Here is a 26950-nt window from a genome sequence, read left to right on the forward strand (position 1 = left end):
CTACCTACTGCGCGCGACGTTCGACTTACTTCGGTAATAATGCCTGTAAGATTTAAAGTAATGGCGACCTTCTAAAGTATAAATTCAAAAGGAAATATATAAACCAATTAAAGAGTCAAAATAAGCTTGTATTATATGATAAGTAAAAGGCCAAATTATATAGCCGTCGCCCTTATGTGGTTTAGTTTCTTGTGGAGTTTGCATGTTTCAGCACAGGAAAATGCAAAAAAAATCTGGTACAACAAGCCAGCGAAACGTTGGGTAGAGGCGCTACCAATTGGTAACGGAAAAATTGGAGCTATGATATTTGGAGGAGTTGATGAAGATTTATTGCAGTTGAACGAAAGTACATTATATGGTGGTGGTCCCGTTAAAAAGGTTATCAACCCCAATGCTGCTTCCTATTTGCCGGCTATACGTAAAGCATTATTGCAGGACTCAGATTTTTCGAAAGCAGGGCTACTGACGAAAAATATGCAGGGATATTTTACAGAGTCATATCTTCCTCTAGGTGACCTCTTGCTCAAACATACACTCCCCAAGGGGAAAATTGACAATTATTACCGCGGCCTGAATATTTCCAATGCTTTGGCAACAACACGCTTTACAGTGTCTGGAATTACTTTTACTCGCGAAATTTTTACCTCTGCCCCAGCCAATGTGTTAATTGTGAAAATCACAGGCAGTAAAGCGGGTGCGATCGATTTCCTGGCATCTCTCAAAAGTCAGCTACACTTTTCTGTAGAAGTAATTGCCGGAGATGAAATCACAATGGATGGAAAGGCACCTTCCCACATTGACCCAGATTATTATAATCCGGAAGGCAGGCAACATATTATTTATAATGACAGCGCAGGTTGTAATGGAATGCGTTTCCAGGTTCGAATGAAAATTCGTGTTAAAGGTGGGAAGGTTACGGCAGACAGTTTAGGGATTCATGTATCCGGTGCAAATGAGGCAGTTCTTTATCTTTCTGCCGCCACGAGTTTTAACGGATTTGATAAATGTCCAGATTCGGACGGCAAGGATGAAAAGAAAGTCACAGGGCGGTTGTTAATGAATGCCTTAAAGAAAAGTTATCCCATCCTTAAAGAAGAACACGTTGCTGACTATAAAAAATATTTTAACCGTGTTTCATTAAATATTAACGATAGCTTGGGGCACCTAAACCGTCAGGATGTGTTGCCCACAGATGAACGCCTCAAAAAGTATTCAAAAGGAGCTTACGATCCATCGTTTGAAACGCTTTACTTCCAATTTGGACGCTATTTGCTGATTTCCTGTAGCCGACCAGGAGGTCCACCCGCAAATCTGCAAGGTATATGGAACAACGAATTAAGACCGCCCTGGAGTTCAAATTATACTATTAATATCAATACGGAAATGAATTATTGGCCTGCGGAAATTACCAATCTCTCAGAGATGCATCTCCCGTTGCTTAACTTTTTAAAGGGTCTATCAATAACTGGTGCCCGAACGGCGAAAGAGTTTTATAATGCGCGGGGCTGGGTTGCTCACCATAATTCCGATTTATGGGCTGTATCGAACCCGGTTGGTGATTTCGGCAATGGCGATCCGGTTTATGCGAATTGGCCAATGGGGGGAGCATGGCTTTGCAGGCATTTGTGGGAGCATTACCAATTTACACAAGACAAAAAGTTTCTTGCAGACACAGCGTACGCCATTATGAAAGGGGCGGCTTTGTTTATGATGGACTGGCTCGTCAAAGACCAGAATGGTTATTGGGTAACAGCTCCATCATCCTCGCCTGAGAATAAGTTTAAAGATCATGAAGGAAAACCCCAGGGGGTTTCTGTTGCAGCGACGATGGACATGTCTATCATTTGGGATTTGTTTACGAATGTTGCATCTGCAGCGAGAGAACTGAGAACGGATTACGCTTTCCAAGATTCTGTATTAGCAAAACGTTCAAAGTTATTTCCTATGGCTATTGGCAGCAACGGACAATTGCTTGAGTGGTATAAAGAGTTTGATGAGACTGATTCTCAGCATCGGCATGTTTCACACCTTTTTGGACTGTATCCAGGTAATCAAATAACAAGTTCGACACAGAATTTTTTTTCGGCAGCAAAAAAAACACTAGAAATCCGGGGTGACGGTGGAACAGGATGGAGCCGAGGTTGGAAGATTAACTGGTGGGCGCGGTTGGGCGACGGAAATCACGCATATTACCTTATTCGTCAATTATTGCAGTATACAGATGCAAAATCTATTGAAATGCATAATAGCGGAGGCACCTACCCTAATTTGTTTGATGCACATCCGCCTTTTCAGATTGACGGAAATTTCGCCGGCGTTGCCGGAATGGCCGAAATGCTATTGCAAAGCCAACAGGGTTTCGTTAACTTATTGCCTGCATTACCTGATGCCTGGAAAAGTGGAGAGATACATGGCTTACGTGCAAGGGGAGGATTTGAAGTCAATATTACTTGGCGCAAAGGTCAGTTGGCAGTTGCTCAAATCAAGTCTCTAAGTAACAAAACGTGTGTAATCAAGTACACTAAAGCCGTAAAAGTTGCTGGAGTGAAAGGACAGTGTTTAAAGGTAAATGGAGGTTATCAGCTGTCATTCTTTGCACGTAAAGGTATAATCTATCAGATAGAGCCGTCTGCTATCCACCAAAATTTCTAGAGTAGACATTATTACGGGCGGCGCCTCTAATGCTAGTGCGATAGCAACAGGCAAATAAAAACGTGTGTTATAGTTTGAAATGTTATACGATTACAAGTGCCGTCATGCTCTTAGGCCCGTGCGCGCCGATGACCAGCGACTGCTCGATGTCGGCCGTTTTAGACGGACCGGCGATGAAAGCACCGAAGCCATAATCGGCATCGGCGATCTTTTCGTAAGCGAGGTGCATAGTGGGCAGGATATCTTCGGCTTTGATGATGATCGCGACTTTCTCGGCAATAAAAGGCAATACCCGGTGGCCAAGCTGTTCTTCGGTAACCCAGATAGCGCCGTTCTCGGCAACGCCGATATGCCCCTGGATAACGGTTAAGGCTACATCATGGTAATCATGGATGCTGGCTACGTTCAGTTTGTCTTCGGCAAACAGCGTTTGCAGTTCCTTTACAGGGGTAATAATACGAGCCGATTGATCAAATTGTGAAGCGATGTACTGCTCGATCTCTTCGTAGCTTTTCACCTGCACCACCTGCCCCCCGATGGCGCTAAGCACCTCGGTAAATTTCTCCAGCGAGCCGTCTTTATCCAGACTCTTGAAAAAGCTGATATCCGGCAGCGGAACGTTATACGGCTGGTTTTTGTCGACGGCTGAAAGGATGCTTTCTCTACTCACTTGGTTATTAAGTTATTTGTTATTGAGTTACTTTTTCCTGTGACTGCTGACCGCAAACTGCAACTGCTACTAACTACGGTTCTTCTTATACCACTCACCAAAGGACTGCTCCGGTGGTTTGGGCATATCCCTATGCTTGTACCAGGCGTTCAGCTTGTTGTTTACCGCAAACGGGGCAAACTTCAACGTTAAACGGCCTGCTTTGCCGGCTACATGATACAGCGTTGGTGAAGACAGCGTTTTGGCCATCACCTGCATGGCGATCTTTTTACCGGCCGGCGCGTAGCCCTCTTTCACCAGTACCTGCCGCCATTTATAAAGCTGGTCGTGGATGTCGATCTTCACGGGGCACACGTTGGAGCATGATCCGCACAATGTCGACGCAAAGGGGAGGTCAGCGTACTGACGCATGTCGAGGTTTGGTGCCAGGATAGAACCGATCGGCCCGGCAACGGCATTGTGATAGCTATGTCCGCCACTTCGGCGATAAACCGGGCAGGTGTTCATACAAGCGCCGCAACGGATACACTTCAGCGAATTGCGGAAGTCTTCGCGGCCTAGCTGTACACTGCGACCATTATCCACAATCACAATATGCATCTCTTTACCGGGACGCGGCTTTTTAAAATGGCTGCTGTAGGTGGTGATGGGCTGACCGGTGGCGCTGCGGGTTAACAGTCTCAGGAAGATACCCAGGTGCTCGCGCTTAGGGACCAGTTTTTCCATGCCCATGCTCGCAATGTGCACATCGGCCAGGTGAGCACCCATATCGGCGTTACCCTCGTTGGTACAAACCACAAATTCGCCGGTTTCCGCTACCGCGAAGTTCACGCCGGTTAAGGCGGCTCTTCTTGTCAGGAATATTTCGCGAAGGTGCTGGCGTGCGGCTTCAGTCAAAAACTGCGGATCGGCCATGTTTGACGGTGTACCGAGGTGCATGTGAAACAGGTCGCCAATCTCTTCTTTCTTTTTATGGATACAGGGAAGTACGATATGGCTCGGTGGTTCTTTAGCCAGCTGAACGATGCGCTCACCCAAATCCGAGTCGATCACTTCGATGCCGTGCTCGGCCAGGTAATCATTGAGGTGGCACTCTTCGGTGAGCATGGATTTGCTTTTTACCATGCGGGTCACCTCGTGCTTTTTAAGCAAGCCGTGTACTATTTCGTTATGTTCTTTCGCATCCTTCGCCCAGTGAACCGTTACGCCGTTGGCGATGGCATTCTTCTCGAATTGCTCGAGGTAGGTGCTCATGTTCGAGAGCACGTTGAACTTGATCTGCGATGCCGCCTCGCGCAGCTGCTCCCACTCGGGGATCTGGTGCACATTACGGTCGCGTTTGGTACGGATCCACCACAGGGTTTCATCGTGCCAGTCGACGCGCTTCTCGTTGCGGTTAAATATATCGGCCAGTTCGGCGTGATCGCGCCCCCCAGCCCCCTGAAGGGGGTGCTTTTGATTAGCTTTTGTTTTTACCTCGTCCATTTTTCTACTTCAACCTTTCTTATTCCACCATATTAGAGTTCCCCCTTCAGGGGGTTAGGGGGCTGCTGTTCAAAATCTCTGCTATATGTAACACTTTCACTTTGCTGCCCTCGCGGTTCAGGATGCCTTCCATGTGCATCAGGCAGCTCATGTCCACCCCGGTAATGTATTCCGCACCGTGGCTGATGTGATCGCCCACACGGTCCTTACCCACTTTTACGGATACGGCTTCCTCGGCAACGCAAAACGTACCGCCGAAACCACAGCATTCGTCAACCCGGTTCAGCTGGATCAGCTCGATATCCTTCACCATATTGAGCAGCGCTCCCGGCTTGGAAAAACCCGGCGCTACCAGTTCGCTCATCTGCGAGAGCTTTAGTCCACGCTGACCGTGGCAGCTCTGGTGAACGCCTACCTTGTGCGGGAAACGGGCGTCGAGTTTTTCAACCTTTAGTACATCCGTCAGGAAGGAAGTGAGCTCCCAAACTTTATGGCGGATAGTTTCGGCATTGGCTTCCTGCTTTTCGTCGTGCAGGTGCTCGCGAATATGCAGCACGCAACTTCCCGACGGCGCCACAATGTAATCGAACCCGTCGAAATTTTTGATGAACAGTTCGTTACAACCGTGCGTTAAATGCTCGAAGCCTGAATTGGCCATTGGCTGGCCGCAACAGGTCTGGTTCATGGGGTATACAACTTCCACACCCAGTTTTTCAAGCAGCTGCAAGGTAGCTATGGCTGCGTTCGGATAAAACTGGTCTACATAACACGGAATAAATAATCCGACCCTCATGTCGTAATGTTTAATGGTTTATTCCCTTACCAATGCGCGGTCGAGATGTACGTAACCTCCGTCGACATGGATGAGCTGACCCGTCGTATGACTTGAACGCCCGGACAACAGAAACACGACCGCATTCGCGATTTCGTTCGTGGTCGTCATGCGTCGGCCCAGGGGGATCTTTCTTTTGATTTCTTCGAGTTTGCTTTCCGCATGTGGAAGCGTCCTGATCCAATTTTCATATTGCGGTGTCCAGCATTCGGCAACCACTACAGCGTTAACGCGGATGCCATACTTGATCAATTCAACAGCCCACTCGCGTGTCAAAGCGTTACGTGCGCCATTAGCCGCGGCATAACCGGAAGTGTGACCCTGTCCTGTTTCGGCAGTCTTCGAAGTGATATTAACAATACTGCCTTTCGCTATTTTAAGTGCCGGCAACGAATAGTGTGCTAACAGGTAGTAATGCAGCAGGTTACGGTGCAGAGAGGTCATGAACTCTTCATAGTTCCCCTTTTCAAGTCCCACGCCGTCATTCAGTCCCGCATTGTTAATCAGACCATCTATGCGCCCGTATCGAGCGATCGTTAAATCAATCGCTTTTTTACATTCCAGCGGGTCTGTGAGCTCCGCCACCACCTGAAAACCCTTGCCGGAAATCTGTATGATTTCCTTCAGTAAGGCCAAGTTATCATCTTCGTCTTTGCCAACAATTACCGGAATTGCGCCTTCTTCCGCCAGTACCCGGGTAATACCCTCACCAATTCCCTTGGCGCCTCCGCTCACAATGATGATCTTATCGTGAATATTAAGATCCATAATTCTCCAGGTTATTCTTTCCCCACGCTTTAACTTGTTGCCGTTGTGATCCCAAGCCCTCAATCTCCAGGTCCATGATATCGCCAGGTTTCAGGTAAACCGGTGGAGTCATCCCAAGCCCTACACCGGCCGGCGTACCGGTAGAAATGATATCACCAGGCAACAAGGTCATAAACTGGCTGACGTATGATATTAGATAAGGTATTTTGAAAATGAGGTTTGAAGTGGTCCCATTTTGCATCAATTGATCGTTGACATGCAAATGTAAACGCAGGTTATTGATGTCATTAATTTCGTCGGTGGTCACCAGGTAAGGCCCCAGTGGTGCGAAGGTATCGCAGCCCTTGCCTTTATCCCAGGTGCCGTTTCTTTCCAGTTGAAATTCCCGCTCCGAAATGTCATTGTGTAATACGTATCCTGCAATACAATTTACAGCCTCGCTTTCATTAAGGTATGATGCTCTGTGGCAGATGACCACCCCCAGTTCAACCTCCCAGTCCGTCTTGACCGAGTTTTTGGGAATGATTACATCATCATTCGGCCCTATGATCGCAGTAGTGCTCTTCAGGAAAATGACAGGTTCGGAAGGAACCTGAGCATTCGTTTCACGTGCATGATCGGCATAGTTAAGTCCGATACATACGATTTTAGAAGGCCGGCCGATGGGACAACCCAAACGCTCGCCTGCGCTTACCGGCGCCAAACGGGAGTGATTGGCCTTAACGTATTCTCTAAGCCTAACCAAACCATCATTTTCGAAAAACGGTTCGTCATAATTTTCCGTAAATCCGGAAACGTCTAGACTGTGACTGCGGTAGATAACCGCCGTCCTTTCTTTGCCCGGTTTGCCATATCTGAATAATTTCATAGCCTGGTTAGTTGTTTAATTTGACAAATCCACCATCGATGGCATAGTCACATCCGGTAATAAAACCTGCCTCATCTGAACATAGAAACAGGATAAGCGAAGCGATCTCGTCTATTTTGCCCATGCGGCCTATCGGCTGCGATTTGGAAAGCCTGTCGAACATTTCCTGTTCCTGACCGGGGTAGTTTTTAGCAATAAAGCCGTCAACAAAAGGTGTATGTACACGTGCCGGATAGATACAATTGCATCGAATGTGATGGGAAAGGAAATCCCGGGCAACGGAAAACGTCATGGCTTGAACGGCCCCCTTGCTCATCGAATAAGCAAAGCGCTCTGCAATGCCGACTACAGCTCCGATCGACGATAAGTTGAGGATGACCCCGCCTTGATCGGCAATCATGCCGGGCAACACAGCATGGAGACAGTTGTAAACCCCTTTTACATTGATCCGGTAAACCCGGTCAAAATCTTCTTCATCCGTATTATCCGCGCGGCCAACATGGGCAATGCCGGCGTTGTTCACGAGTATATCTACACGACCGATGGCTCCAAACACCTTATTGACATCCTGCTGATTGCTGACATCGCAGGGGTGAACGACACATTTGCCGCCTTCATGTGTAATGGCATCACATACCGCTTCGGCCACCGCTGCATTCAGGTCGATCAGGTGCAATGTGGCACCCTGTCTGGCAAATAAGGCTGCCGTTGCAGCGCCAATGCCGCTGCCACCGCCAGTTATCGCGGCTATTTTTCCTGTCAAATCCAACATAACTATTTACTTAATGAGAATATATTTTTCATTAAAACCCATTTTTCACCCTGTTCCGACCCAGGTATGGATTGCTGATATTTCCACATCAGCTGTTCCCATTCCTGTACCTTTGGATTAAGACCGTCCATGAGCGCCTTCCTTTCAAAACTAAAGTCATCGACCGCATCTATAGTCATCAAAAGCCGGTTGCTAAATCGGTAAATGTTCATCTCGAGGATACCGGCATCGACAATGCTTTTCCTGATTTCAGGCCACACCCGTTCGTGGTATTGCTCATATTCGCAGATCAAGTCCGCGTTGTCAACGAGATCTAACGCTAAACAATATCTTCTCATAACTGACTGTAAGTAGGAGAATTAGTCACTTTTTTGACGCTTATACGATGGCCGCTTACACCGAACAGGAAAACAATGAGAAAACATCCTAACGGTACCAGATACCCCAATTGAATATTTCCTGTCCAGTCGCTGATATAACCGAAAACCCTAGGCAAGATAGCGCCTCCTACGATTGACATGACCAACAGGCTGCTGCCGTACTCGATATCGCGGCCGAGCCCATGGATACCCAGGGAAAAAATAGTCGGAAACATGATCGACATAAAGAAACAGGTGGCGATAACGAGGTACACCGTTACCATGCCATGCAAAAGGACAGCGCCTATGCAAAGACATATATTGATGAGCGCATAGGCCGCCAGCAGCTTTTCCGGCCGGGCATAACGCATAAAAATAAGTGTACTTACAAAACGTCCGGCCAGGAACGCAATTCCGCACAAGCCGAGGTAATAGGTGGACTCCACTTGCTTCAGGCCGGCAGATTTTTCGGTGTATAAAATGAATAGGCTAAAGACACATACCTGTGCGCCAACGTAAAAGAATTGCGTCGCTACCGCCCAGGACAAATGACGGTGCGCAAACGCGCTGAAAATGTTTTTTCCGGCTGCATGACTTTGTTCTTTAAATACGGGCAACTTGATAAAAGCAAAGGCTACCGCGATAAGGATCAGCAGCAAGCCGAGCACCAGGTAGGGTATTTTTACCGACGAAGCTTCTGACGCAAGCGCCGCCTTCCGTGCGGCTTCTGATAGGTGACCGAGCGTTTCGTCCGAAAATCCTTTCGTCAGGATCAGCCGTCCCCCGATCACAGGGGCCAAGGCAGCGGCCAGGCCGTTAAAGGACTGGGAAAGATTGAGTCTGCGTGTTGCAGTCTCCGGATCTCCTAAAACCGCCGCATACGGGTTAGCGGCAGTTTCCAAAAGAGTCAGTCCCGTCGCAATAACAAAAAGTGCAACCAGAAAAAATGAATATTGGCGCGTGTTTGCGGCCGGTATAAAGAGGAAACAGCCGCTGGCAAAAATCAATAAACCGATGATGATGCCTTTTTGGTAGCCATATTTTTTCATGATCATGCCCGCCGGAACAGCCATGAGAAAGTAAGCGATAAAGACAGCAGAGTCTACCAAGGTAGCCTGCGTTGTCGTCAGCGTAAAAGACCGTTTAAGATGCGGGATTAAAACCGGGTCAAGATTATGCGCAAACCCCCATAAAAAGAAGAGCGATGTGATCAGGACGAATGGTAAAAAATAGGAGTTTTTAGGCATATCTAAAATGGTTTTCATCATCTCCCGGGTACTTTCACCGGATGATTACAGGACACAAATAAATCGCCTTTGCACGATCGATCGTGCTAAAAGTTCGTCAAATAATTAAGCTATGTTGGCAAATTGGTTAATGTGCCTTTTTTTAGGGAATTTCCTGCTGGTTGGATAGCTTCTTCTCTTAAAAAGCTTTAAGTAATATTAAGTATTAATAAAATCTTTCTGATATGCGACAGGGCTCTTACCAGTCACTTGTTTAAAATATTTATGAAAACAAGTAAAATTGCTGAAACCGCATTCATAACAGATTTGTTTTACACTGATCTTATTTTCAATCAGCAGTTTACATGCTTTGCCTACCCGGAGCTCAATAAGAAACCTGGAGTAAGTTTTACCGGTCCTGGATTTGAAATAACGGCAAAATGAATGAACGCTCATTTTGGCCTCTTTGGCTACACGATCGATACGAATCTTACTTGTGTAGTTTTTTAATGAATAGTCATAGATGACATTAATTCGTTCATCTTCTGCGCCCGCGGGCTCTGAAGCAAACCCCATGGACGAAAGTAACTCAAGGCTTTCACAACTGGCAATACTACCTATTGCCTCTAATAATAGCATAATCCGGGTGTACCCCTCAGCGTGTAGCATACGGTCGAGGATCCTTGCCACTTTTGCTTTATTCTGTCCAGTAACAAGAATCCCTCTTTTTGCTTTTTCAAGTACCTCCCTTATCACCCTGTTCTCCGGTAGCAGCAGGAATTTAGCCCCCCAGAAATCGAGCGTAAAATGAGCGACTGTTACGTCAGCATCTGGCAGGGAATTATTGCCGTTAATTTCGTTTTCAAAGCGCCAGAAATGCGGCAATTGGGCGCCTACCAATATAACGTCTCCAGGGTCAAACGCTCTGATGTTGTCTCCGATAAATTGTGTTCCACTTCCCTTTCTAATGTGTATTAGTTCTACTTCAGGGTGGTAGTGCCAGCGATTATTTGTGGGCTGTAAATCTCTCCGGACATTGAAAGAATGTGACGGATTGGTGGAGACTTTTAAGAGTTGCGGTTTCATTGAAAATAAATTTACTTGTTATAAAAGAGAACATCAAACGCCGCTGCCAAAATAACTTAACAAGTTGGCAATAATTAGTGTATATCCGGTCATTCTCCTGGCTTTATTTGCTGGTTGAACGGTTATTGGAGTAGGCATAAGTAAACTTCTTTTAAATAAAGACCGTTCGGTAATACTTTTCTATGCAAAATTCCTTACAAACTTTTATGCAAATTCACCGAGACGATAATGTCTTGGTAGCTTTAACGGATCTAAAAAAAGGGACAGCAATCTCGTTTGGTGGTTCTGATCTTTATTTAATAACAAACGTTCCTGCGAAACATAAATTTACGATCAGGGATCTCCAATGCGGTGATGCGGTATACATGTATGGTGTTTTAGTGGGATTAGCAACTGAAGTGATCCCCCGCGGGACAGCTATTACCACCGGCAATATCAAACATGCCGCCAATGGATTTCGGCTGGGCGAACGGCATCTTTCCTGGCAAAAGCCCGATGTTTCAGCGTGGATTAGCCGTACCTTCATGGGTTATATCAGGGACGACGGTGCGGTAGGAACAGCTAATTACTGGCTGGTTGTGCCGCTGGTTTTTTGTGAAAACAGAAATGTTAAAGTTTTAAGCGATGCTTTTCTCGACCAACTGGGTTATTCTAGGCCGTCTGCTTACGTAGCCGATGTACAGCAACTGATCGACTTTTACCGGGCCGGATATACGCCGGAACAAATATTGGAGACAGCTCCTATTTTCACGGAACAAAATCATGGGCGCCCCCGCTTATTCCAGAACGTGGACGGTATCAAGTTTTTGACGCATGAATTGGGCTGCGGAGGAACGCGCCTAGATTCCGACGCCCTTTGCGGGTTGCTGGCCGGCTATATTACGCATCCTAACGTTGCAGGTGCGACAGTGCTTAGTCTTGGATGTCAACATGCTCAGGCAGACATCTTAAAAAGAGAAATCAGCAAACGTGACCGGAATTTTAATAAGCCGCTGGTTATTTTGGAACAGCAAAATGAGGGCACTGAAAAGCGGTTACTTAAAAAGGCAACTGTTCAAACGTTTGTGGGCCTGATGCAAGTAAATCTGACTTCCAGGAGCCCTGCGCCCTTGTCCAAATTGTGTATCGGTTTGGAATGCGGCGCATCCGACGGATTTTCGGGAATATCAGCGAACCCGGCCCTAGGGTATGTATCTGATATCATTGTGGCCTTAGGAGGATCTGTGATTTTAGCAGAATTTCCCGAACTCTGCGGCGTTGAACAAAATTTAAGTGATCGTTGCATTAATAATGAAATCGCTGAGCGTTTTATGAATTTGATGACCATCTATAACAGAAAAGCAGAAGAATCCGGATCTGGTTTCCATGCCAACCCGTCTCCCGGCAATATCAGGGATGGCCTTATTACCGATGCGATTAAATCTGCCGGTGCTGCAAAAAAAGGTGGCATATCACCTGTAGTTGATGTTCTAGATTATCCGGGAAAGGTCAAAGAACCCGGTTTAAATCTGCTTTGTACGCCCGGAAACGACGTTGAAAGTACTACAGCCGAAGTAGCAGCAGGTGCCAATATCGTATTATTTACCACCGGGCTCGGCACACCGACAGGAAATCCGGTAACACCAGTCATTAAATTATCAACTAATACCGCAACGTTCCGGAAAATGCCCGATATCATCGATATCAATTGTGGTACCATTATCGAAGGCACGGAAACTATTGAGCAAAGTGCCGAACGTATTTTAGAATACATCATTCAAGTTGCAAGTGGCGATATTCAGCCCAAGGCCGTTTTACTCGGGCAGGACGATTTCATTCCATGGAAACGGGGGGTGTCGCTATAGATTCTTCACCATCTCAAAATTTAACAGTTATACTTTACCAATCGAATGCCTTAAATAAATTCAACTTTACCTGGATTATTGGATTAATTAGTGTTGTAACTAAACCAAATAGGGCATCTAAAAATTTACTTTAATGATTATTTTTTTATTATTTTTGTTATTTTGGGAGTAAATCAGCAAAGGCAATTATAAACCATTGAATTATAAAATATAGTTCACACTTATTGGTGTTGACTCACATCTCACTTGATTTCTATTAAGTGATATAAGTAGGTTGATAAAGTTATGATCAAGTGCGGAGACATTAAGTGGAAATAATCGGTAGATTAAGAGTTGGGTTTTTCAGTTACAATATGTTATTATTTGATAGGCGGACTCGCCGAAGTCGGTTCTTTAATACCATTCGCAAAATAAAAAAGAACATTCTTTTTTTTGTTTTGGTTTTGCTATGCCATTCGCTTCGCGCTCAGCAACTACAGTTAAAGTTCTCTTACCTCACTGTTGATAATGGCTTATCGCATACTGATGCTAAAGATATTAAACAAGACCGAAAGGGTTTTATTTGGATCGCCACGCTGTTTGGTTTAGACCGGTACGACGGCTATTCGATAAAGCGTTTTTATAATTCTACTGATTCATTGAACAATGGCTTCAATAATCGGATCAGAACTCTTCATATTGAAAACGACAATAGAATTTGGCTGGGGGGGGATTATGGTGTCGGTTGTTTCGACCCTGTACAAGGAAAGTTTTTAAAAATAAGCTATATCACCCATGATAGAAAACCCGATAGCTGTTTACAATTGCAAATGCTGCCGGGAAATATCCTTGCCGGGATGTTTAGAGATAAATTAAAGCTCTTTCATATCTCGGGAACAGTTTTGTCTGAGATTAAGGTTACATACCCTGAAGATGTCAGCTTTTCGGGGATCGCAGTTGACAAGAATAAAAATTTATTTGCTTCTAGTAATAGAGGGATCTGGATGTTAAAAGAGGGGCGTGAACTCAAGAAATTGCGTTTTACAGGAGGGAACACAGCGATCAGTTATAGTGGCATTTATTTTAATCGCCATGATGACATGATCCTGTTAGCCAATTCTCATGTATTTCTAATTGATCAACAGCAGAATGGAAGGCATTATGATGCTGAAGTACTAAAAGTTTCCAAATTAAACACTCTGCCAGGCAATGCACATTCCGTCGACATATTGCAGGATAATAAAGATCATTATTGGGTATGCACAGAGAAAGGCCTTTATTATTTGGATAACGAATTAAATTTAAAAAGCATTACCACTAGTAAAAGTTACAGTGGCAGCATAAATACAAATTACCTCAGTAAGGTATTTATTGACCGGACTGAGTGTCTATGGCTATGCACATATGGTGGTGGCGTAGACTTCTGTGATCTTAATAAAAAAGCCTTCTATACCTTTAAGCACAATCCCGAGGACAAAAACTCGCTTTCTGGCGATCATATCCGGTCACTTTTAGAAGATGGTAAAAATAGGATTTACATAGGAACCCACGAAAATGGCCTGAACAGCTATAATTTTTTAACAAAAAAATTCATTGAGTACAACACGACGACTTCGCCTATTAAGTTGAAAAGCAATGAAGTCACCTCTTTAGTTTTAGACAAGGATCAAAACCTTTGGATAGGGACCAGTAATGGAATTGATGTACTGAACAAGAACAGAACGCAAATTTTGAAATTTGCAGGTCAAGAAAAATTTCCCTCGCACATCATAGACGCATTGTCAGTTGACTGTTTTGGTAACATTTGGTTCGGCGGGCTCGACGATGGTTTCGGTTGCATATATCGTGATAACAGGAATAGGTATCATGTAAAAAGCCTGCGCGCAGGTATCGGGCTTTGCATTTTAGCGGATAGCCATCAGCCGGTGCTTACCGTGTCGAGTGCCAAAGGCTTGAACCGATTTATTATTGACAAAAACGGGAATATTCTTAAAAACTATCATTATTCCATTGGCAACGGATCCGCCGCAGCTTCTCTGAGTTCAAACTATACATACCCGATTAAAAAAGGCGACGACAGCACATATTGGATAGGCACGATAGGTGGAGGATTGGATCGCCTTAGATTGGGTGCTAATAACAGAGCCACAATCAAATGGTATGGTAGAAAACAGGGCGTTTTTAATGATGTTGAAACAATAGAATTGGACGCAAAGGGAAATTTGTGGATGGGAGGAAATGGCCTTGAAAAATTTAGCCATCTTAGTTCCAGCATTACCAAGTTTGATAAGAATGATGGTTTACAAGGAACGAGCTTTAAAGTGGGGGCCTCTCTCAAAGGAAAGGATGGCAGGCTCTACTTTGGAGGAATTGATGGTCTCAACTACTTTTATCCTGACAGCATTACAAAAAATAAAATCCCAGCCACGCCTGCAATAACGGACTTCATTATTAATGACAATTCTAGCATCGCATCGCGACAGAATCAGGAAAATGCATTGAGCACAGCGATAACTAAAATCAAAGAAATCAGGTTAAGACATGACCAAAACTATTTCATTATTTCATTTTCTTCCCTCCATTATGCTAATGCTCTCAAATGCCGGTACAGGTATAGGCTTGAAGGGTTTGATAATGAATGGAAGTATACCGATGGTCGTAATCCGAGTGCAACTTATGCTAATTTGGACTATAAAGATTATAGATTTGTAGTGCAAGGAACAAATAACGACGGAATCTGGGGACGAACTGAAGCTGTACTTTTTATTGACGTTGCACCGCCGTGGTGGTACTCTGGTATTGCCAAATTCGTGTATATACTATTAATTTTCTCAGTATTGATTGCCATCTATGTTTACCAAAGACGGTTCTACCGGCTGGAAAACGAAATAGCTCTCAAAAATATTGAGCAAAGGAATCAGGAAGAGATACATCGCCACAAGGAGGAGCTATTCCAACAGCAAGTTCAATTCTTTACAAATATTTCTCATGAGTTCAGGACGCCGTTGACGCTTATTATGGGCCCGTTAGAGCGAATGATCAAATATCATGATGGTTCAGAGCTATCGCAGTCCTACTCCCTCATGTACCGAAATGCCAAGCGGTTAGTCAATTTGATTTCGGAACTAATGAATTTCAGAAAGGTCGCCGACAGTATGATAAAGTTGACCGTTGAAAAGATTTCAGTAGCTCATTTTGTCAAGGAAACATCAGATGAGTTTCGGGAACTTGCAATAAAAAAAAGAATCGATTTTGTTGTAAAGGATACCGTTGATGATGTCTCTAACTGGTTCGATCCACCTATCGTGGAAAAAATATTGTTTAATTTATTAAACAACGCATTTAAATATACGCAAGAGGGCGGCACTGTGACACTTGAAGTTTTTCACGATTTTGATTCGTTTGAACCGCTATACAAAAAGGGATTTCAAATACTGAATGAATACCGAGCAAATAGATATATTTTTTTTCGCATTGCAGATACTGGAGTTGGGATTTCAGAAGATTCCATTGAGCTTATTTTCGATCGATTTTACCGGGTGAGCAATACTCAATTAGGTTCCGGCGTCGGGTTGGCATTAGTAAAGAGTCTCACTGTTCTTCATAAGGGTGACATTTTTGTATATAGCGAACGCAACAAAGGCACTGAAATAATCATAGGACTACCATTTGGTGAGTTGAATTACAGCGATGAAGAGCGTAAATCATATACAGCTAAGAAAGCGGAAGTTTCCTTGGAAAAAATTGACATTAACTCGGTGGCGCTTCAGATTGAAGGTGGCGATGATGACCCAGTGGGGTTTGAATTAAACAAGAAAAATACTTTAGGGAAAAACATTCTTATAGCTGAAGACAACAGAGAACTGAGGCTATTCCTCAAGAGCGTTTTGGTCGAGCACTACAACATATATGAGGCTGAAGATGGCGTACAGGCGTACGAACTGGCAGTATCGCTTATCCCCGACCTTATTATCAGCGACATTATGATGCCGAATATGGACGGTATCGAGTTATGCCGGGTAATCAAAGTTAATCTATTAACCAGCCATATCCCTTTTATGCTACTGACGGCGAAAGATTCGCTCGAGTCAAAAATTGAGGGACTCGAATACGGTGCAGACTATTATTTCTCGAAACCCTTCAGTACTAACCTGCTTCTACTTACGATTCATAACATCTTCGAGCAACGGAGTAAACTTATCGTCAAATATAAAAAGGATTATTATGCCGACGCCTCTGAACTGACATCCTCTAAAAAAGACAAAGAATTCATAGATAAACTATTATTAGTCATCGAACAGAATATCGAAGAGCCCGAATTAGACGTCGATTTCCTTTGCAGGCAATTATTCATCAGCCGAACTAAGCTTTATCAGAAAATAAAAGGCATTTCAGGTCAGTCAGTGGGTGAATTCATTCGTACGGTACGATTAAAGAAAGCGGCTCATATAATGACCAATGAGGATGTTACCTTAAATGACGTCGTATACCGGATTGGGTTAATTAGCAATTCTTATTTTTCGCGAGCATTTAAAAAAGAGTTTGGCCAATCTCCATCTGAGTTTCTCAAATCTTTAAAAAATCAAAAATCTTCCGCTTCATAATTCGTTCAGGAGGCTGCGTTGGTAATAATTAACTCATTGCAATGCGTTCTAAACTAAAAAATCGCATGCAACCTCCAACCAGATCGATGCGGCTACACCCCCACAGTTCTACGGCCCCATACTGGATCACTGGTTTTATGTGCGTCATAGTTAAGCGCGCGTTTTTGTTACCTTCCTTTTCCGGATAAACGATATTATAAAAATTGGATTAAATTTATCTTAGAGTAGCGTAAAACACGCAGAATTCAAAGTACGATCTTAATCAAGATTACCGCGGGTTTTAAACGCTTAAATATCCCTTTAAGGTGCATTATGTACTACCAGACAACAAATTTGAACGATAGGGCATCCTGAATTGCCATTGCTGAATCGTTCTTTGTCAGATATTATAACCAAAGATTAATTAAGCATGTGGCTTACATAATATACCGTGTTGTGGCATATTGCCTAATTGGTTTTTCATACAAAAGCCGAACTCGCTGCGCCAACAAATGTTCTTTTACTTTCACAGGATTAGCAAACTAGCAACCTTACGATGTTGTTACGGGCGCTGCTATAAATCCAAAGTTACAGGTGGAAAAATAACAGGGCGTTAAAGAATTAAAATATCCAATCCTAATAATGAAAAAGTTTTTCTCAGTATTCTTATTATTTACTATAACTACTGTTACTGCTCAAATTAAAACAAGTGTCCGCTACCCTAACAACCGAACAACTTCGTTTGATAGCAATTGGCGATTTTTGAAAGATTCTATTGCAAATGGAGAGGGAGTAGCCATTAATGACTCTAAATGGAAAAAGGTGGACCTGCCACATGATTGGAGCATTGACGACCTGCCCAATCAAAGCGAAGGAAGTATCGTTGGCCCGTTTGATAAAAGCAGCCCTGGACTTACACAAACCGGATTTACCCGCGGAGGTACTGGTTGGTATAGAAAAAAATTCAGAATTCAAAGCTGGTTAAAAGACAAACATGTAGTCATCCATTTTGATGGCGTGTACATGAATTCAGACGTCTGGCTTAATGGACATCATTTGGGAAATCATCCTTATGGTTACACACCTTTCTATTATGATTTGACACCGTTTTTGAAGGCGGGTAATCAGGAAAACACATTAGCTGTCCGTGTCAGAAATGAAGGACAAAACTCACGTTGGTATAGCGGTTCCGGCATTTATCGGCATGTTTGGCTAAATATTACCGGCCCGGTAGCAATTGCTCCATGGGGAATTTACATTACTACACCTAAGGTTTCTATGGGCAAAGCATCTGTCAATATACAAGCCATGATCAATAACGCAGGACCTGTTCGACGGCAAATACAAGTGGTCACTACCTTCCTTTCACCAGAAGGGAAAGTCGTGGGCAACACACGAAGTAATCTCATAATAGACCCGGCGGTATCCAAAAAAACGGAAGAAACTATTTTGATTTCGAACCCATCAGTGTGGTCAGTCGAAAGACCCTCTCTTTATAAAGCCGTTACCCAGATCAACGAGGGTAACAATGTTTTAGACCGGATTGAAACTATTTTCGGAATCCGTAGCCTATCCTTCTCACCTGAAAACGGCTTACTGCTGAATGGAAAACATGTATTGTTGAAAGGTGGTTGTATTCATCACGATAATGGGCCATTAGGGTCTGTTACCATTGACAGAGCAGAAGAGCGAAAGATTGAGCTGTTAAAGAATAACGGATTTAATGCCGTACGTCTTACCCATAACCCTCCGTCCACACAATTATTGAATGCGTGTGATCGAATGGGCATGCTTGTCATTGATGAAGCGTACGATATGTGGGAAAAACCTAAGACGCCGAATGATTACCATCAATTTTTTAAGGAATGGTGGCAAAGAGATTTGCAGAATATGATATTGAGGGACCGAAACCATCCTTCTGTTATTATCTGGAGTATCGGGAACGAGCTTCCGGAGGTGCTTGATACCGCTGGCGTGCGTATTGTAAAGCAACTTGTTAATGAAGTTCACAGGCTCGATCCCACCCGGCCAACTACTGAGGCCGTGTGTAAATGTTGGGACTCTGCTAATAAGGATAAACATTGGAGCATGACGATCCCCACCTTCGCTTTGCTGGACGTCAGCGGCTATAACTATCTATGGCGTGAATATGAAAAAGATCATAAAGAATTTCCTTATCGCATCATTGTAGGCACGGAAACCCTGCCTCAGGAGGCGCTCGAAAACTGGAAAGTCGCAGAAAAAAACCGATATGTATTAGGAGATTTCGTTTGGACGGCAATGGATTATCTAGGTGAGGCAGGTCTTGGTAATGCATACTATGATACCAAGCAAAGCTATAAATCCAATAGTTGGCCCTGGTATAACGCGTGGTGTGGTGATATCGACCTGATCGGTCAGAAAAAGCCCCAGTCTTACTACAGGGACGTGGTTTGGAGCAAACGCCCAATTGCGATGGCGGTTCATGAACCCATGCCGGATGGAATGATTGAAAATATCAGTCCTTGGGGATGGCCTCAGGAACAACAAAGCTGGACGTGGCCTGGTGTTGAAGGTAAATCCTTGAAGGTACGGGTATTTTCCCGTGCGCCAATGGTACGGTTAAAGTTAAATGGTAAGGTTGTGGGCGAACAAGCAATCACCGATACAAGTATCACTGCCGTTTTTAATGTTGCGTATCACCCAGGAACATTGGAAGCAGTAAATGTTGAGAACGGCAAAGAAACAGCCGCGTTTGTGCTCAAGACCGCAGGAACTGCGAAACGCATTCGTTTAATAGCTGATCATAGGCGGATTAAGGCATCAAAGAATGATTTATCTTATGTGACAGTAGAGGTTGTGGACGAAAATAATCAGGTCGTTCCAAACTCTGAGGTACTAATTCATTTTTCAGTTGAAGGATCCGGGGAATTGGCAGCGGTCGGCAATGCTAACCCCACGGATGTTGCCAGCTTTCACCAAAAAGAACGGAAAACATTTAATGGAAGATGCCTGGCCATCCTTCGCCCGAATGGAAAAGCGGGCGTAATAACTTTGAAAGCGACGGCAAAGGAATTGACAGGAACGCAAATCGTAGTTACTACGCACTGAACTGTACTAGCGTTTAACATTCCTTATAAGGACACGTGAAAAGAATTCAATTGTTAGTTTTATTTTTTGCGCGACGGCTGACTTTACCCTAATATACGCTGAAAGCAGATGCATCTTCCGGGCCTGCCATCTTTTAATTTTCATTTGGCCACGTTTCGAAAGCACTTATAGCAATTTCTTGGTGGCAGTGCAATGGTATAATGCTGGGGGGGGGTACAGAGATTATCTTTTCGCAGAGAATTCATTTGCGGCATTGAAGTGCAACCATTTCGCATGGTGATAACGATGAGGGCGAATAAACGCGCAAGAGTATCGGCCCAAACACATCCGTATATAAAGCCATATTAAAAGCCGTGATTATAGAAGAATAAAAAAATGGGGATTGTCTAAACTGAAAATTAGCAAAACAAATATGAACTTCAACTCTAAAAATATGCCAAGAAACAAAATGCGACTTCAAACAGCCTGCCTTACCTTGTTGCTTATTGCGGCATCGTTGACTACCATTGCCCAACAAATGGGAGATGATGAAAAAAAATCAATGCTAAAGGGCAATATTTATGGAGGTTTAAAGAATGCCGTTGACGGAGTAAAGGGGCCTGGATCGAATTTGCCTCCAGAAAAAATGCAATGGTGGGAAGACCAAAAGTTTGGCATGTTTATTCATTGGGGGCTGTATGCTATTCCTGCTACTGGCGAATGGACTATGTTTAATCAAAAAATTCCTGCAAGTGAATATGCCAAGTTAGCCGATCGATTCAATCCACAACATTTCAATGCGGATGCCTGGGCGAAGGTCGCAAAAGATGCGGGGATGAAATACATGGTATTGACGGCCAGGCATCATGAAGGGTTTGCGCTATGGAATAGCCCAGCAAGTTACAAGCACTTTAATAGCTGGGAAATGGCAGCGCATCGCGATTTTGTTAAAGAATATGTCGTAGCATGCCGCAAGGCTGGTCTGCACGTCGGACTTTACTATTCCCCGTTAGATTGGCGTTTCCCCGGATATTTTGATCCTAAAGGGCAGCCTGAAAACGCGGCTTTGCTAAAAAAACAAACTTATGGACAGGTGGAGGAATTGATGAAGAATTACGGAAAAATCGAGATTCTTTGGTATGATGGCGGATGGCTTGCTCATAAGGGTACCGATGCAGATGCGGCCTGGTTTTGGGAGCCGCTAAAGCTCAATGCCATGGTTAGAAGTTACAATCCTGATATAGTAATCAATCCAAGGTCAGGTATGGCTGGAGACTTTCAAACCAATGAAGGGGATGAACCTGTTAAAGGTCCAATCTTACCTATCCCATGGGAAAAATGCCTCAATTTGAATAGAACCAGTTGGGGATATAACAAAGCTCAAAATCTGATGCCGCTGAAACTTATTGTAGAATATCTGGTCAATACCGTTGACCGTGGTGGCAACATGCTATTAAACGTCGGCCCCGATGCCGACGGCGTTATTCCGCAGACACATATAGAACGTTTAAAAGAAGTAGGGCAATGGCTTATCAAAAACGGCGAAGGTATCTATGGAACCCGTCCAGGGCCATTCGAGCCTGTTGATAATTATTATGGTTCAACGCACAAAGGGAAAAATATATATATCCACTTGTTAAAAATGCCTGCGGGAACAACAGATATCAGGCTTCCGGTCATCGATATAAAAGTGGCTTCTTGCAAAATACTTGGTGGATCAAAAGTGAAGGTTTTGCAGGATCAAAATGGTATTATAATTCACCTAGATGGAGCACAACTTGACCCACTTGTAACAACTTTGGAATTAAAAACAAAATCGGGACATTTTTAATTTACTCCTCAGCAATTTTATTATCGGCGTGTCGAATTCAACTTTAAAAATTATGTCGCTAAGACTTACCGCATCCTTACAACAGTTGTATAAGCATCTTAAATTAATATTTGCTGGTCAATCGATAATATGGCAGGAAGTTTTTTGCACAATTTAATGCAAAGTGAATCCGCCAGTCTAGTCTTTGCACCGGAAACTCTTTTATTTAATGCTGATTGAAAGAATTTTTCGAGGTCTCTTTCTCTCCAGTTGATCCGTAGATAGCTAAAGTAACATATCGTCTTTTTGAACGCACCGCCCCCTGTTTTCACTAAAAATCAACAAATGTTAAAGAAAACAGGGGGCGTCCTCAAACGGGCGGGCGATAGCCCGCCGTCCGGCAATTTTTCAAAACAAAGGGGATTGCTCCCCCTTGATAGCATTAATTAAATATCAATGCCTCGCTGCCTTGCTGGGCAAAATCACGACATAAATTGAATGCAGTTTGTGCCCGTTGTTTAGCTGTGCCGTCCATAATGGATTTAAATTTAGCTTCCTCACTTTTGAAGCTCCGCACATTCTGAAAATAGCCTGTTACCGCATTATACGCACCAAACACCGTTCCTGCAGTCGTATCGATCTGCTGGGTTGGGCTGGCTAAAGCGTATTCATAAACGCTATCTACAATGTTCGTGTAATGCGTAGAAAGCTGATCTAATTTGCCCTCGGCTAAGTTGTCTAATACTTCTTTATTCGGTGCCATAGCGATCTGTATCAACTTTTTCACTTCGTTGTCTGTAATGCGCACTTTTGCCCACTGGTTAAATAAACCTTCCATTTCGTGGCTCAACTCACGGCTAATGCCCATGAGCGTATGCGCTTGTTTCAATCGCTCGGCAGCAGATGCGGTATGCCGTATCTTAATCGCTCCTGAATGGTTACGCATGGCTGCATTAAGGGGTTAGGGTGAGGTCAAGGGTCGCCCCTCAACCTTCCCCATAGATCTGGACGTGCCCCTTTCAGGGCATCCAGCTCCCAGACTTAACTTATCCGCATGATGTTGTTTGCGGTGACAACGCTTGTGAACTAATTGGATATTTGAAAGCTTATTATCCATCCGGTTTTTGTTCTTGTGGTGCCTTTCCCATGATTCATACCAGTGCAGGCTATTCAGACACATAGCGCAATTGCCTTTTTGTATCTTATATAGCTTTTCTGATATTGTACCTGTTAATATGGCGTTTCTGCAACTCCAATATTCGGTATCTCCATCAAAAGGACTTCTTGCCGTTTGAACTTTCTTCCATGATACTTCCGTGCTAACATCAAATATTCCAAATGCGACATTACCTAATATGTAGCGGTCTACCAATCTCCCTCTTCGTTCAACTTTTCCTACGTACCGCGTCATAAAGTCATGTCTACTGCTACGGTGTTTATGCACATCTTCATAAGCTTTGTAAAGGATTGTATCCAATTCTCGCCTTAGCTTCATAAATCCGTGTGAAGCATCCATAGCCCATTTGTAATAGTTCAGCCACCCGTTGACCATTCTTCTCAAATAGTCTGCCTTTTTAGTAAGTTCAAGTTTGTTACTGTATTCGAATAGCCGAACCATTTTCGTCCATTCTCTGATTTTCTTAGCAAAGGCGTACACTTTACCAGGGTCAGGGTAGAACGTGACTTTATGTAATTTGTCATGCTTACCGCTTTTCCATTTATCGAACACAAAGCCGAGGAACTTAAAGCTTTCACCTTTATGGAATGCTACTTGGCGAGTTTTGGATGGACTTAGCTTCAAGCCTCGTTTTTCCAATATCTGCGGCAGTACTTCCATCACCTTATCTAAGTAGCCTTTATTTTCGCATACGATAACAAAGTCATCAGCATACTGCATAAAACCCACCGATGGGGCATGCTCCCTGCATCTTTTCTTGATGTTGCTGACAAACCCTACAAAAGGTTTAAGATTTCTGTCTTTTGGTGTTCTTCTTATTATCAGGTGATTATAGATTTCAAAGTCGATACCCCATAATCCGATATTACATAACAAGGGGCTGATCACACCGCCTTGCGGCGTGCCTGCTTCTGTATTATGTAGTATTCCGTCATCAATGTAACCACACTTGAACCATTGATTTACTGCCCTTAGAATATTGCTACTTGTCCCTTTCATTGTATCCAGTATATACTGGTGATTGAGATTATCGAAACATCCCTCGATGTCAGCATCCAGCACAACTACTTCTCCTTTACGGTTCTTTAGGTTGTGCCATACTGCCATGCAGGCATCTGCGGTGCATCTTCCAGGTCTGAAACCATAGGTATTTTCGCTGAATTTTGCTTCCCATTCAGGTTCTAATGCGATTTTAACCAACGCCTGATAAGCTCTGTCTTCAATCGTTGGAATTCCCAACGGCCTTAATTTGCCGTTTGATTTTGGTATGTAGACCCTTTTCAATGGTTTTGCCTTGTAATCTTTATCAAGGTTCATCCTTTGGGCCAGTTGCAATCTTTCCGTATTCTTTAGAACGATCGTACCATCTACACCCGGCGTGTACTTTCCTGTGTTTTCAGATGTAACTCTTTTGACACTCAATAATTTGGCGTACGGGTCTTTCAGTAAATCCCGTTGTAATCTTCTTACTTCAGTAATGTTACTGGCAAGCGTTGCCCGATACATTTGATTTTGCTTTCGGAAGATACATTGCTCAACTGTTTTCCAGTCGATGTCTTCCCATCTGTTTACTTTCAGCATTTTAGTTACTTTCATTTGTATCCTTTTGTTAAATCCACAACGAATTTGGCGTATCTGATTGACCATAGCCAACCAGCCTTTGCTTGGTCGTTGTTCCTACCCGATATATCACATTCGTTCAAGAGTACTTATTGCTTCACAGCAAAGTGATATTCGGTTTCCTCGTTCCTTTAACCAATGTTTACCTAAACTTAGACCCCTCTCTATACCGCCAGTCCTATACAAGCTTATGGATCACCCTCGAACAGACTAGGCTCCTGTTGACTGGAAGACTGTACCATACGATGTGGGTACAGCGTACGTGCTCACGATACCTTAACGAGGTTATCATATTTAGTTCGTCCCATCTCCCTCATACGGCATTGCTCCGTCAGTTTGACTTCTCTCCGAGCTTCCCACTCCCTGTTCTCTTGGCAGGTTAAGGGTCGGATGGACTTTGATGGATAAGCCGCCATCATCAGCATTTCACTGAATTGATTAAAAGTTAAATCCACCCTTACGGGTGAGACCCGAACAGCTTATTAGGCTGCCCAAGGAGTCGCACTGTTGTTACAAACAATACGAATTGGCGTAAATGCTGCTGTAATACTGCCTAAACCATCGTGCGAAGTGGTCAAAAACAGATATTGCTCAATCCAATCCTTAACACCAACACGGATATAATCGGGCAGCTTGGCGGTAATAAACACCCGCTCGCCGTTGCCTAATGCGCCGGCGGTCTCATAAAGGATACCATCGCCACCGCCAACGATCGCGTCAAAAAATGAAAATGCATCACGATTTTGCACTACTTCATAGTCATTGCCAACTACCCCTAAAACCCGTTCGGTGTCGGCCCGTACGGTGGCAAAGAAATTAGGTACTGTTATTTCAGGTATCAAAATATCATCGCTGCCCTCGCCTAAATGGCTAGCTGTGTCATACGTAAACAAAGGGCGTTTTTCTACAATATAGTCCAAACCTGCATGCTGTATTGCTTCGCTGCTAGTGGGGTAACGGTCAATGATCTGCCCTAAACCGTGCCAGGCTTTTTCCTTTACGCTCATAAAGCTGTGTTTCCTTGTTCTCTGATTGAAATTGATCTGATGTGCCATTGGTTTAATTTTTAGTGTTACGTGTATTCATGGGTATGATCTCGGTACGCAGCACTGTTACATTTTCAGTGCTGGTAATATCTACGTCGCTGTTTTGCAGCTCTGCAATAGCATCGTGTATGATTGGGTGCGTGGTCTCGATGGTCACTTTCACCAATAAAAAAATCTTGTCTTCCATTGCCCTAAAATTGATAAGTGTTCAAAAAATCGCGGAGTTCCATTTGAAACTGTGCGGGGTTTTCCTGCGCCAGCTGTTCGGCGTAACCTTCCCAAAAAATCTGGTCGGTCAGTTCTATAAATTGCTCGTACATGGGAGTTGCTGTTTTAATGAAGTTTATAAATGCCCCCGGCTAAACACCGGGAGCAATACTTGTTCAGGCGTTCGGAAAAACAATGTTTGCCTCAATGTCGGCCAATTTTTCGTGGCAGGCATCAAAAATGAACTGCGCTACCATGCGGATCAGGTTCGGCGTATTGGTCACGAACTCACGGCGTTTGTCATCCTGAATAATAAGTTTGCAGCCTTGGTACGGGTTGCTTTCCAGTTCGTCGTTCTCTTCCAGCAGTTGCACCTCAAAATCTTCTAAGGTCTTGATACGGGCGATCAAGGCTAAACGCTGGATAGACAAGCGGTGTAGGTCATTCACGGATTTAAGCGTTTGTTCTAAGTTGAGCGCGAACTTTTTAGGCTCAAATTTTACTTCGTCTGTTTTAGCGGGCTCGGCCTGTGCTTCGGCTTTCACTTCTTCGGTATTTGGTTGACTTGAAGGGTTAATGGGTTGGTTATCCACTGTAGCGGTGCTACTGGTCGCAGCCTGGGCAGGCGCAACTTCCGCAGCTTGTGAATTCTCGGCGGGCTTTTCATCGGTAGTGTTTCCATGTTCTTTAGCTTCTTTGCCTGTCAGACTTGGGCGGTTTTGGGTTCTGTTCGGTTCGTTTGCTTTTGCTGCTGCACCTTGTACACCGTTTGCATTTTTTTCTGCTGTTTTCATCTTAAAAGATTTTAAAGGGTTAAAAAACTTGTTTTTCGTTTCCCTCTTTTCCCGAAGACTTCCCTTAAAAAGCTATTTTTCAAAAGAAAAAACGGTAAAAAAG

The 26950-nt window shown here is 43.9% G+C and carries 19 protein-coding genes and 1 pseudogene; 5 read left to right on the forward strand and 15 right to left on the reverse strand.

Annotation, left to right across the window (positions count from 1 at the left end):
• Positions 1-135 precede the first annotated feature (135 nt).
• A complete protein-coding gene (locus ACEN9X_RS14555) occupies positions 136-2652 on the forward strand; it encodes a glycosyl hydrolase family 95 catalytic domain-containing protein (protein WP_413671037.1) in 2517 nt (838 codons plus the stop codon).
• 82 nt (positions 2653-2734) lie between these two features.
• Here the strand turns inward: ACEN9X_RS14555 and ACEN9X_RS14560 are convergent, their stop codons facing one another.
• From ACEN9X_RS14560 to ACEN9X_RS14600, 9 genes are all read right to left on the reverse strand, one after another.
• Positions 2735-3322: a LutC/YkgG family protein gene (locus ACEN9X_RS14560; RefSeq protein ID WP_413671038.1), complete on the reverse strand. Its 588-nt coding sequence runs from the start codon at positions 3320-3322 to the stop codon at positions 2735-2737.
• Between the two features lie 69 nt (positions 3323-3391).
• Positions 3392-4807: a lactate utilization protein B gene (locus ACEN9X_RS14565; protein WP_413671039.1), complete on the reverse strand. Its 1416-nt coding sequence runs from the start codon at positions 4805-4807 to the stop codon at positions 3392-3394.
• A gap of 46 nt (positions 4808-4853) precedes the next feature.
• The gene (locus tag ACEN9X_RS14570) at positions 4854-5600 is read right to left on the reverse strand and encodes a (Fe-S)-binding protein (protein WP_413671040.1); all 747 of its coding nucleotides are present in this window, start codon (positions 5598-5600) and stop codon (positions 4854-4856) included.
• Positions 5601-5618: 18 nt separating this feature from the next.
• Positions 5619-6407, reverse strand: coding sequence for an SDR family oxidoreductase (locus ACEN9X_RS14575; RefSeq protein WP_413671041.1), 789 nt, complete (start codon positions 6405-6407; stop codon positions 5619-5621).
• A complete protein-coding gene (locus tag ACEN9X_RS14580; RefSeq protein WP_413671042.1) occupies positions 6397-7275 on the reverse strand; it encodes a fumarylacetoacetate hydrolase family protein in 879 nt (292 codons plus the stop codon). The genes ACEN9X_RS14575 and ACEN9X_RS14580 overlap by 11 nt, the downstream gene beginning before the upstream one ends.
• A gap of 7 nt (positions 7276-7282) precedes the next feature.
• Entirely contained in the window at positions 7283-8047 is a 765-nt protein-coding gene (locus ACEN9X_RS14585; protein ID WP_413671043.1) for an SDR family NAD(P)-dependent oxidoreductase, read from the reverse strand.
• A gap of 2 nt (positions 8048-8049) precedes the next feature.
• Positions 8050-8385: an L-rhamnose mutarotase gene (locus ACEN9X_RS14590; protein ID WP_413671044.1), complete on the reverse strand. Its 336-nt coding sequence runs from the start codon at positions 8383-8385 to the stop codon at positions 8050-8052.
• Positions 8382-9674 carry an L-fucose:H+ symporter permease gene (fucP, locus tag ACEN9X_RS14595; protein WP_413671045.1) on the reverse strand — a complete coding sequence of 431 codons (1293 nt, stop codon included), beginning with the start codon at positions 9672-9674 and terminating at the stop codon, positions 8382-8384. Before fucP ends, ACEN9X_RS14590 begins: the two co-directional genes overlap by 4 nt.
• A 177-nt stretch (positions 9675-9851) precedes the next feature.
• On the reverse strand, positions 9852-10718 hold the full coding sequence (locus ACEN9X_RS14600) for an AraC family transcriptional regulator (RefSeq protein ID WP_413671046.1): 867 nt from the start codon (positions 10716-10718) through the stop codon (positions 9852-9854).
• A gap of 182 nt (positions 10719-10900) precedes the next feature.
• On the opposite strand from ACEN9X_RS14600, the gene ACEN9X_RS14605 reads away from it, so the two are divergent.
• From ACEN9X_RS14605 to ACEN9X_RS14620, 4 genes are all read left to right on the forward strand, one after another.
• Positions 10901-12562, forward strand: coding sequence for a UxaA family hydrolase (locus ACEN9X_RS14605; RefSeq protein WP_413671047.1), 1662 nt, complete (start codon positions 10901-10903; stop codon positions 12560-12562).
• 353 nt (positions 12563-12915) lie between these two features.
• Positions 12916-17145, forward strand: coding sequence for a response regulator (locus tag ACEN9X_RS14610; RefSeq protein ID WP_413671048.1), 4230 nt, complete (start codon positions 12916-12918; stop codon positions 17143-17145).
• Between the two features lie 621 nt (positions 17146-17766).
• Positions 17767-20214 carry a glycoside hydrolase family 2 TIM barrel-domain containing protein gene (locus tag ACEN9X_RS14615; protein ID WP_413671049.1) on the forward strand — a complete coding sequence of 816 codons (2448 nt, stop codon included), beginning with the start codon at positions 17767-17769 and terminating at the stop codon, positions 20212-20214.
• A gap of 412 nt (positions 20215-20626) precedes the next feature.
• Positions 20627-22024: an alpha-L-fucosidase gene (locus ACEN9X_RS14620; protein WP_413671050.1), complete on the forward strand. Its 1398-nt coding sequence runs from the start codon at positions 20627-20629 to the stop codon at positions 22022-22024.
• Between the two features lie 421 nt (positions 22025-22445).
• Here the strand turns inward: ACEN9X_RS14620 and ACEN9X_RS14625 are convergent, their stop codons facing one another.
• From ACEN9X_RS14625 to ACEN9X_RS14650, 6 genes and pseudogenes are all read right to left on the reverse strand, one after another.
• Positions 22446-22949 carry a DUF932 domain-containing protein gene (locus ACEN9X_RS14625; RefSeq protein WP_413671051.1) on the reverse strand — a complete coding sequence of 168 codons (504 nt, stop codon included), beginning with the start codon at positions 22947-22949 and terminating at the stop codon, positions 22446-22448.
• A 15-nt stretch (positions 22950-22964) separates the two neighbouring features.
• On the reverse strand, positions 22965-24776 hold the full coding sequence (ltrA, locus tag ACEN9X_RS14630; protein ID WP_413671052.1) for a group II intron reverse transcriptase/maturase: 1812 nt from the start codon (positions 24774-24776) through the stop codon (positions 22965-22967).
• Between the two features lie 527 nt (positions 24777-25303).
• Positions 25304-25855 (reverse strand): annotated as a pseudogene (locus tag ACEN9X_RS14635) (DUF932 domain-containing protein); the annotation flags it as partial.
• A gap of 4 nt (positions 25856-25859) precedes the next feature.
• Entirely contained in the window at positions 25860-26033 is a 174-nt protein-coding gene (locus tag ACEN9X_RS14640; protein ID WP_413671053.1) for a hypothetical protein, read from the reverse strand.
• A 4-nt stretch (positions 26034-26037) separates the two neighbouring features.
• Positions 26038-26166, reverse strand: coding sequence for a hypothetical protein (locus ACEN9X_RS14645; protein WP_413671054.1), 129 nt, complete (start codon positions 26164-26166; stop codon positions 26038-26040).
• Between the two features lie 63 nt (positions 26167-26229).
• The gene (locus ACEN9X_RS14650) at positions 26230-26847 is read right to left on the reverse strand and encodes a hypothetical protein (RefSeq protein WP_413671055.1); all 618 of its coding nucleotides are present in this window, start codon (positions 26845-26847) and stop codon (positions 26230-26232) included.
• Positions 26848-26950 lie beyond the last annotated feature (103 nt).

The sequence above is a fragment of the Mucilaginibacter sp. Mucisp86 genome (genome assembly GCF_047324315.1).
Classification (GTDB): domain Bacteria; phylum Bacteroidota; class Bacteroidia; order Sphingobacteriales; family Sphingobacteriaceae; genus Mucilaginibacter.

Coding starts and splice junctions, on each gene's coding strand:
- ACEN9X_RS14610 (WP_413671048.1), top strand. CDS start 12,916: ATGTTATTATTTGATAGGCGGACTCGCCGAAGTCGGTTCTTTAATACC.
- ACEN9X_RS14615 (WP_413671049.1), top strand. CDS start 17,767: ATGAAAAAGTTTTTCTCAGTATTCTTATTATTTACTATAACTACTGTT.
- ACEN9X_RS14570 (WP_413671040.1), bottom strand. CDS start 5,600: ATGAGGGTCGGATTATTTATTCCGTGTTATGTAGACCAGTTTTATCCG.
- ACEN9X_RS14565 (WP_413671039.1), bottom strand. CDS start 4,807: ATGGACGAGGTAAAAACAAAAGCTAATCAAAAGCACCCCCTTCAGGGG.
- ACEN9X_RS14645 (WP_413671054.1), bottom strand. CDS start 26,166: ATGTACGAGCAATTTATAGAACTGACCGACCAGATTTTTTGGGAAGGT.
- ACEN9X_RS14625 (WP_413671051.1), bottom strand. CDS start 22,949: ATGCGTAACCATTCAGGAGCGATTAAGATACGGCATACCGCATCTGCT.
- ACEN9X_RS14580 (WP_413671042.1), bottom strand. CDS start 7,275: ATGAAATTATTCAGATATGGCAAACCGGGCAAAGAAAGGACGGCGGTT.
- ACEN9X_RS14555 (WP_413671037.1), top strand. CDS start 136: ATGATAAGTAAAAGGCCAAATTATATAGCCGTCGCCCTTATGTGGTTT.
- ACEN9X_RS14605 (WP_413671047.1), top strand. CDS start 10,901: ATGCAAAATTCCTTACAAACTTTTATGCAAATTCACCGAGACGATAAT.
- ACEN9X_RS14620 (WP_413671050.1), top strand. CDS start 20,627: ATGAACTTCAACTCTAAAAATATGCCAAGAAACAAAATGCGACTTCAA.
- ACEN9X_RS14575 (WP_413671041.1), bottom strand. CDS start 6,407: ATGGATCTTAATATTCACGATAAGATCATCATTGTGAGCGGAGGCGCC.
- ACEN9X_RS14590 (WP_413671044.1), bottom strand. CDS start 8,385: ATGAGAAGATATTGTTTAGCGTTAGATCTCGTTGACAACGCGGACTTG.
- ACEN9X_RS14585 (WP_413671043.1), bottom strand. CDS start 8,047: ATGTTGGATTTGACAGGAAAAATAGCCGCGATAACTGGCGGTGGCAGC.
- ACEN9X_RS14600 (WP_413671046.1), bottom strand. CDS start 10,718: ATGAAACCGCAACTCTTAAAAGTCTCCACCAATCCGTCACATTCTTTC.
- ltrA (WP_413671052.1), bottom strand. CDS start 24,776: ATGAAAGTAACTAAAATGCTGAAAGTAAACAGATGGGAAGACATCGAC.
- fucP (WP_413671045.1), bottom strand. CDS start 9,674: ATGATGAAAACCATTTTAGATATGCCTAAAAACTCCTATTTTTTACCA.
- ACEN9X_RS14650 (WP_413671055.1), bottom strand. CDS start 26,847: ATGAAAACAGCAGAAAAAAATGCAAACGGTGTACAAGGTGCAGCAGCA.
- ACEN9X_RS14640 (WP_413671053.1), bottom strand. CDS start 26,033: ATGGAAGACAAGATTTTTTTATTGGTGAAAGTGACCATCGAGACCACG.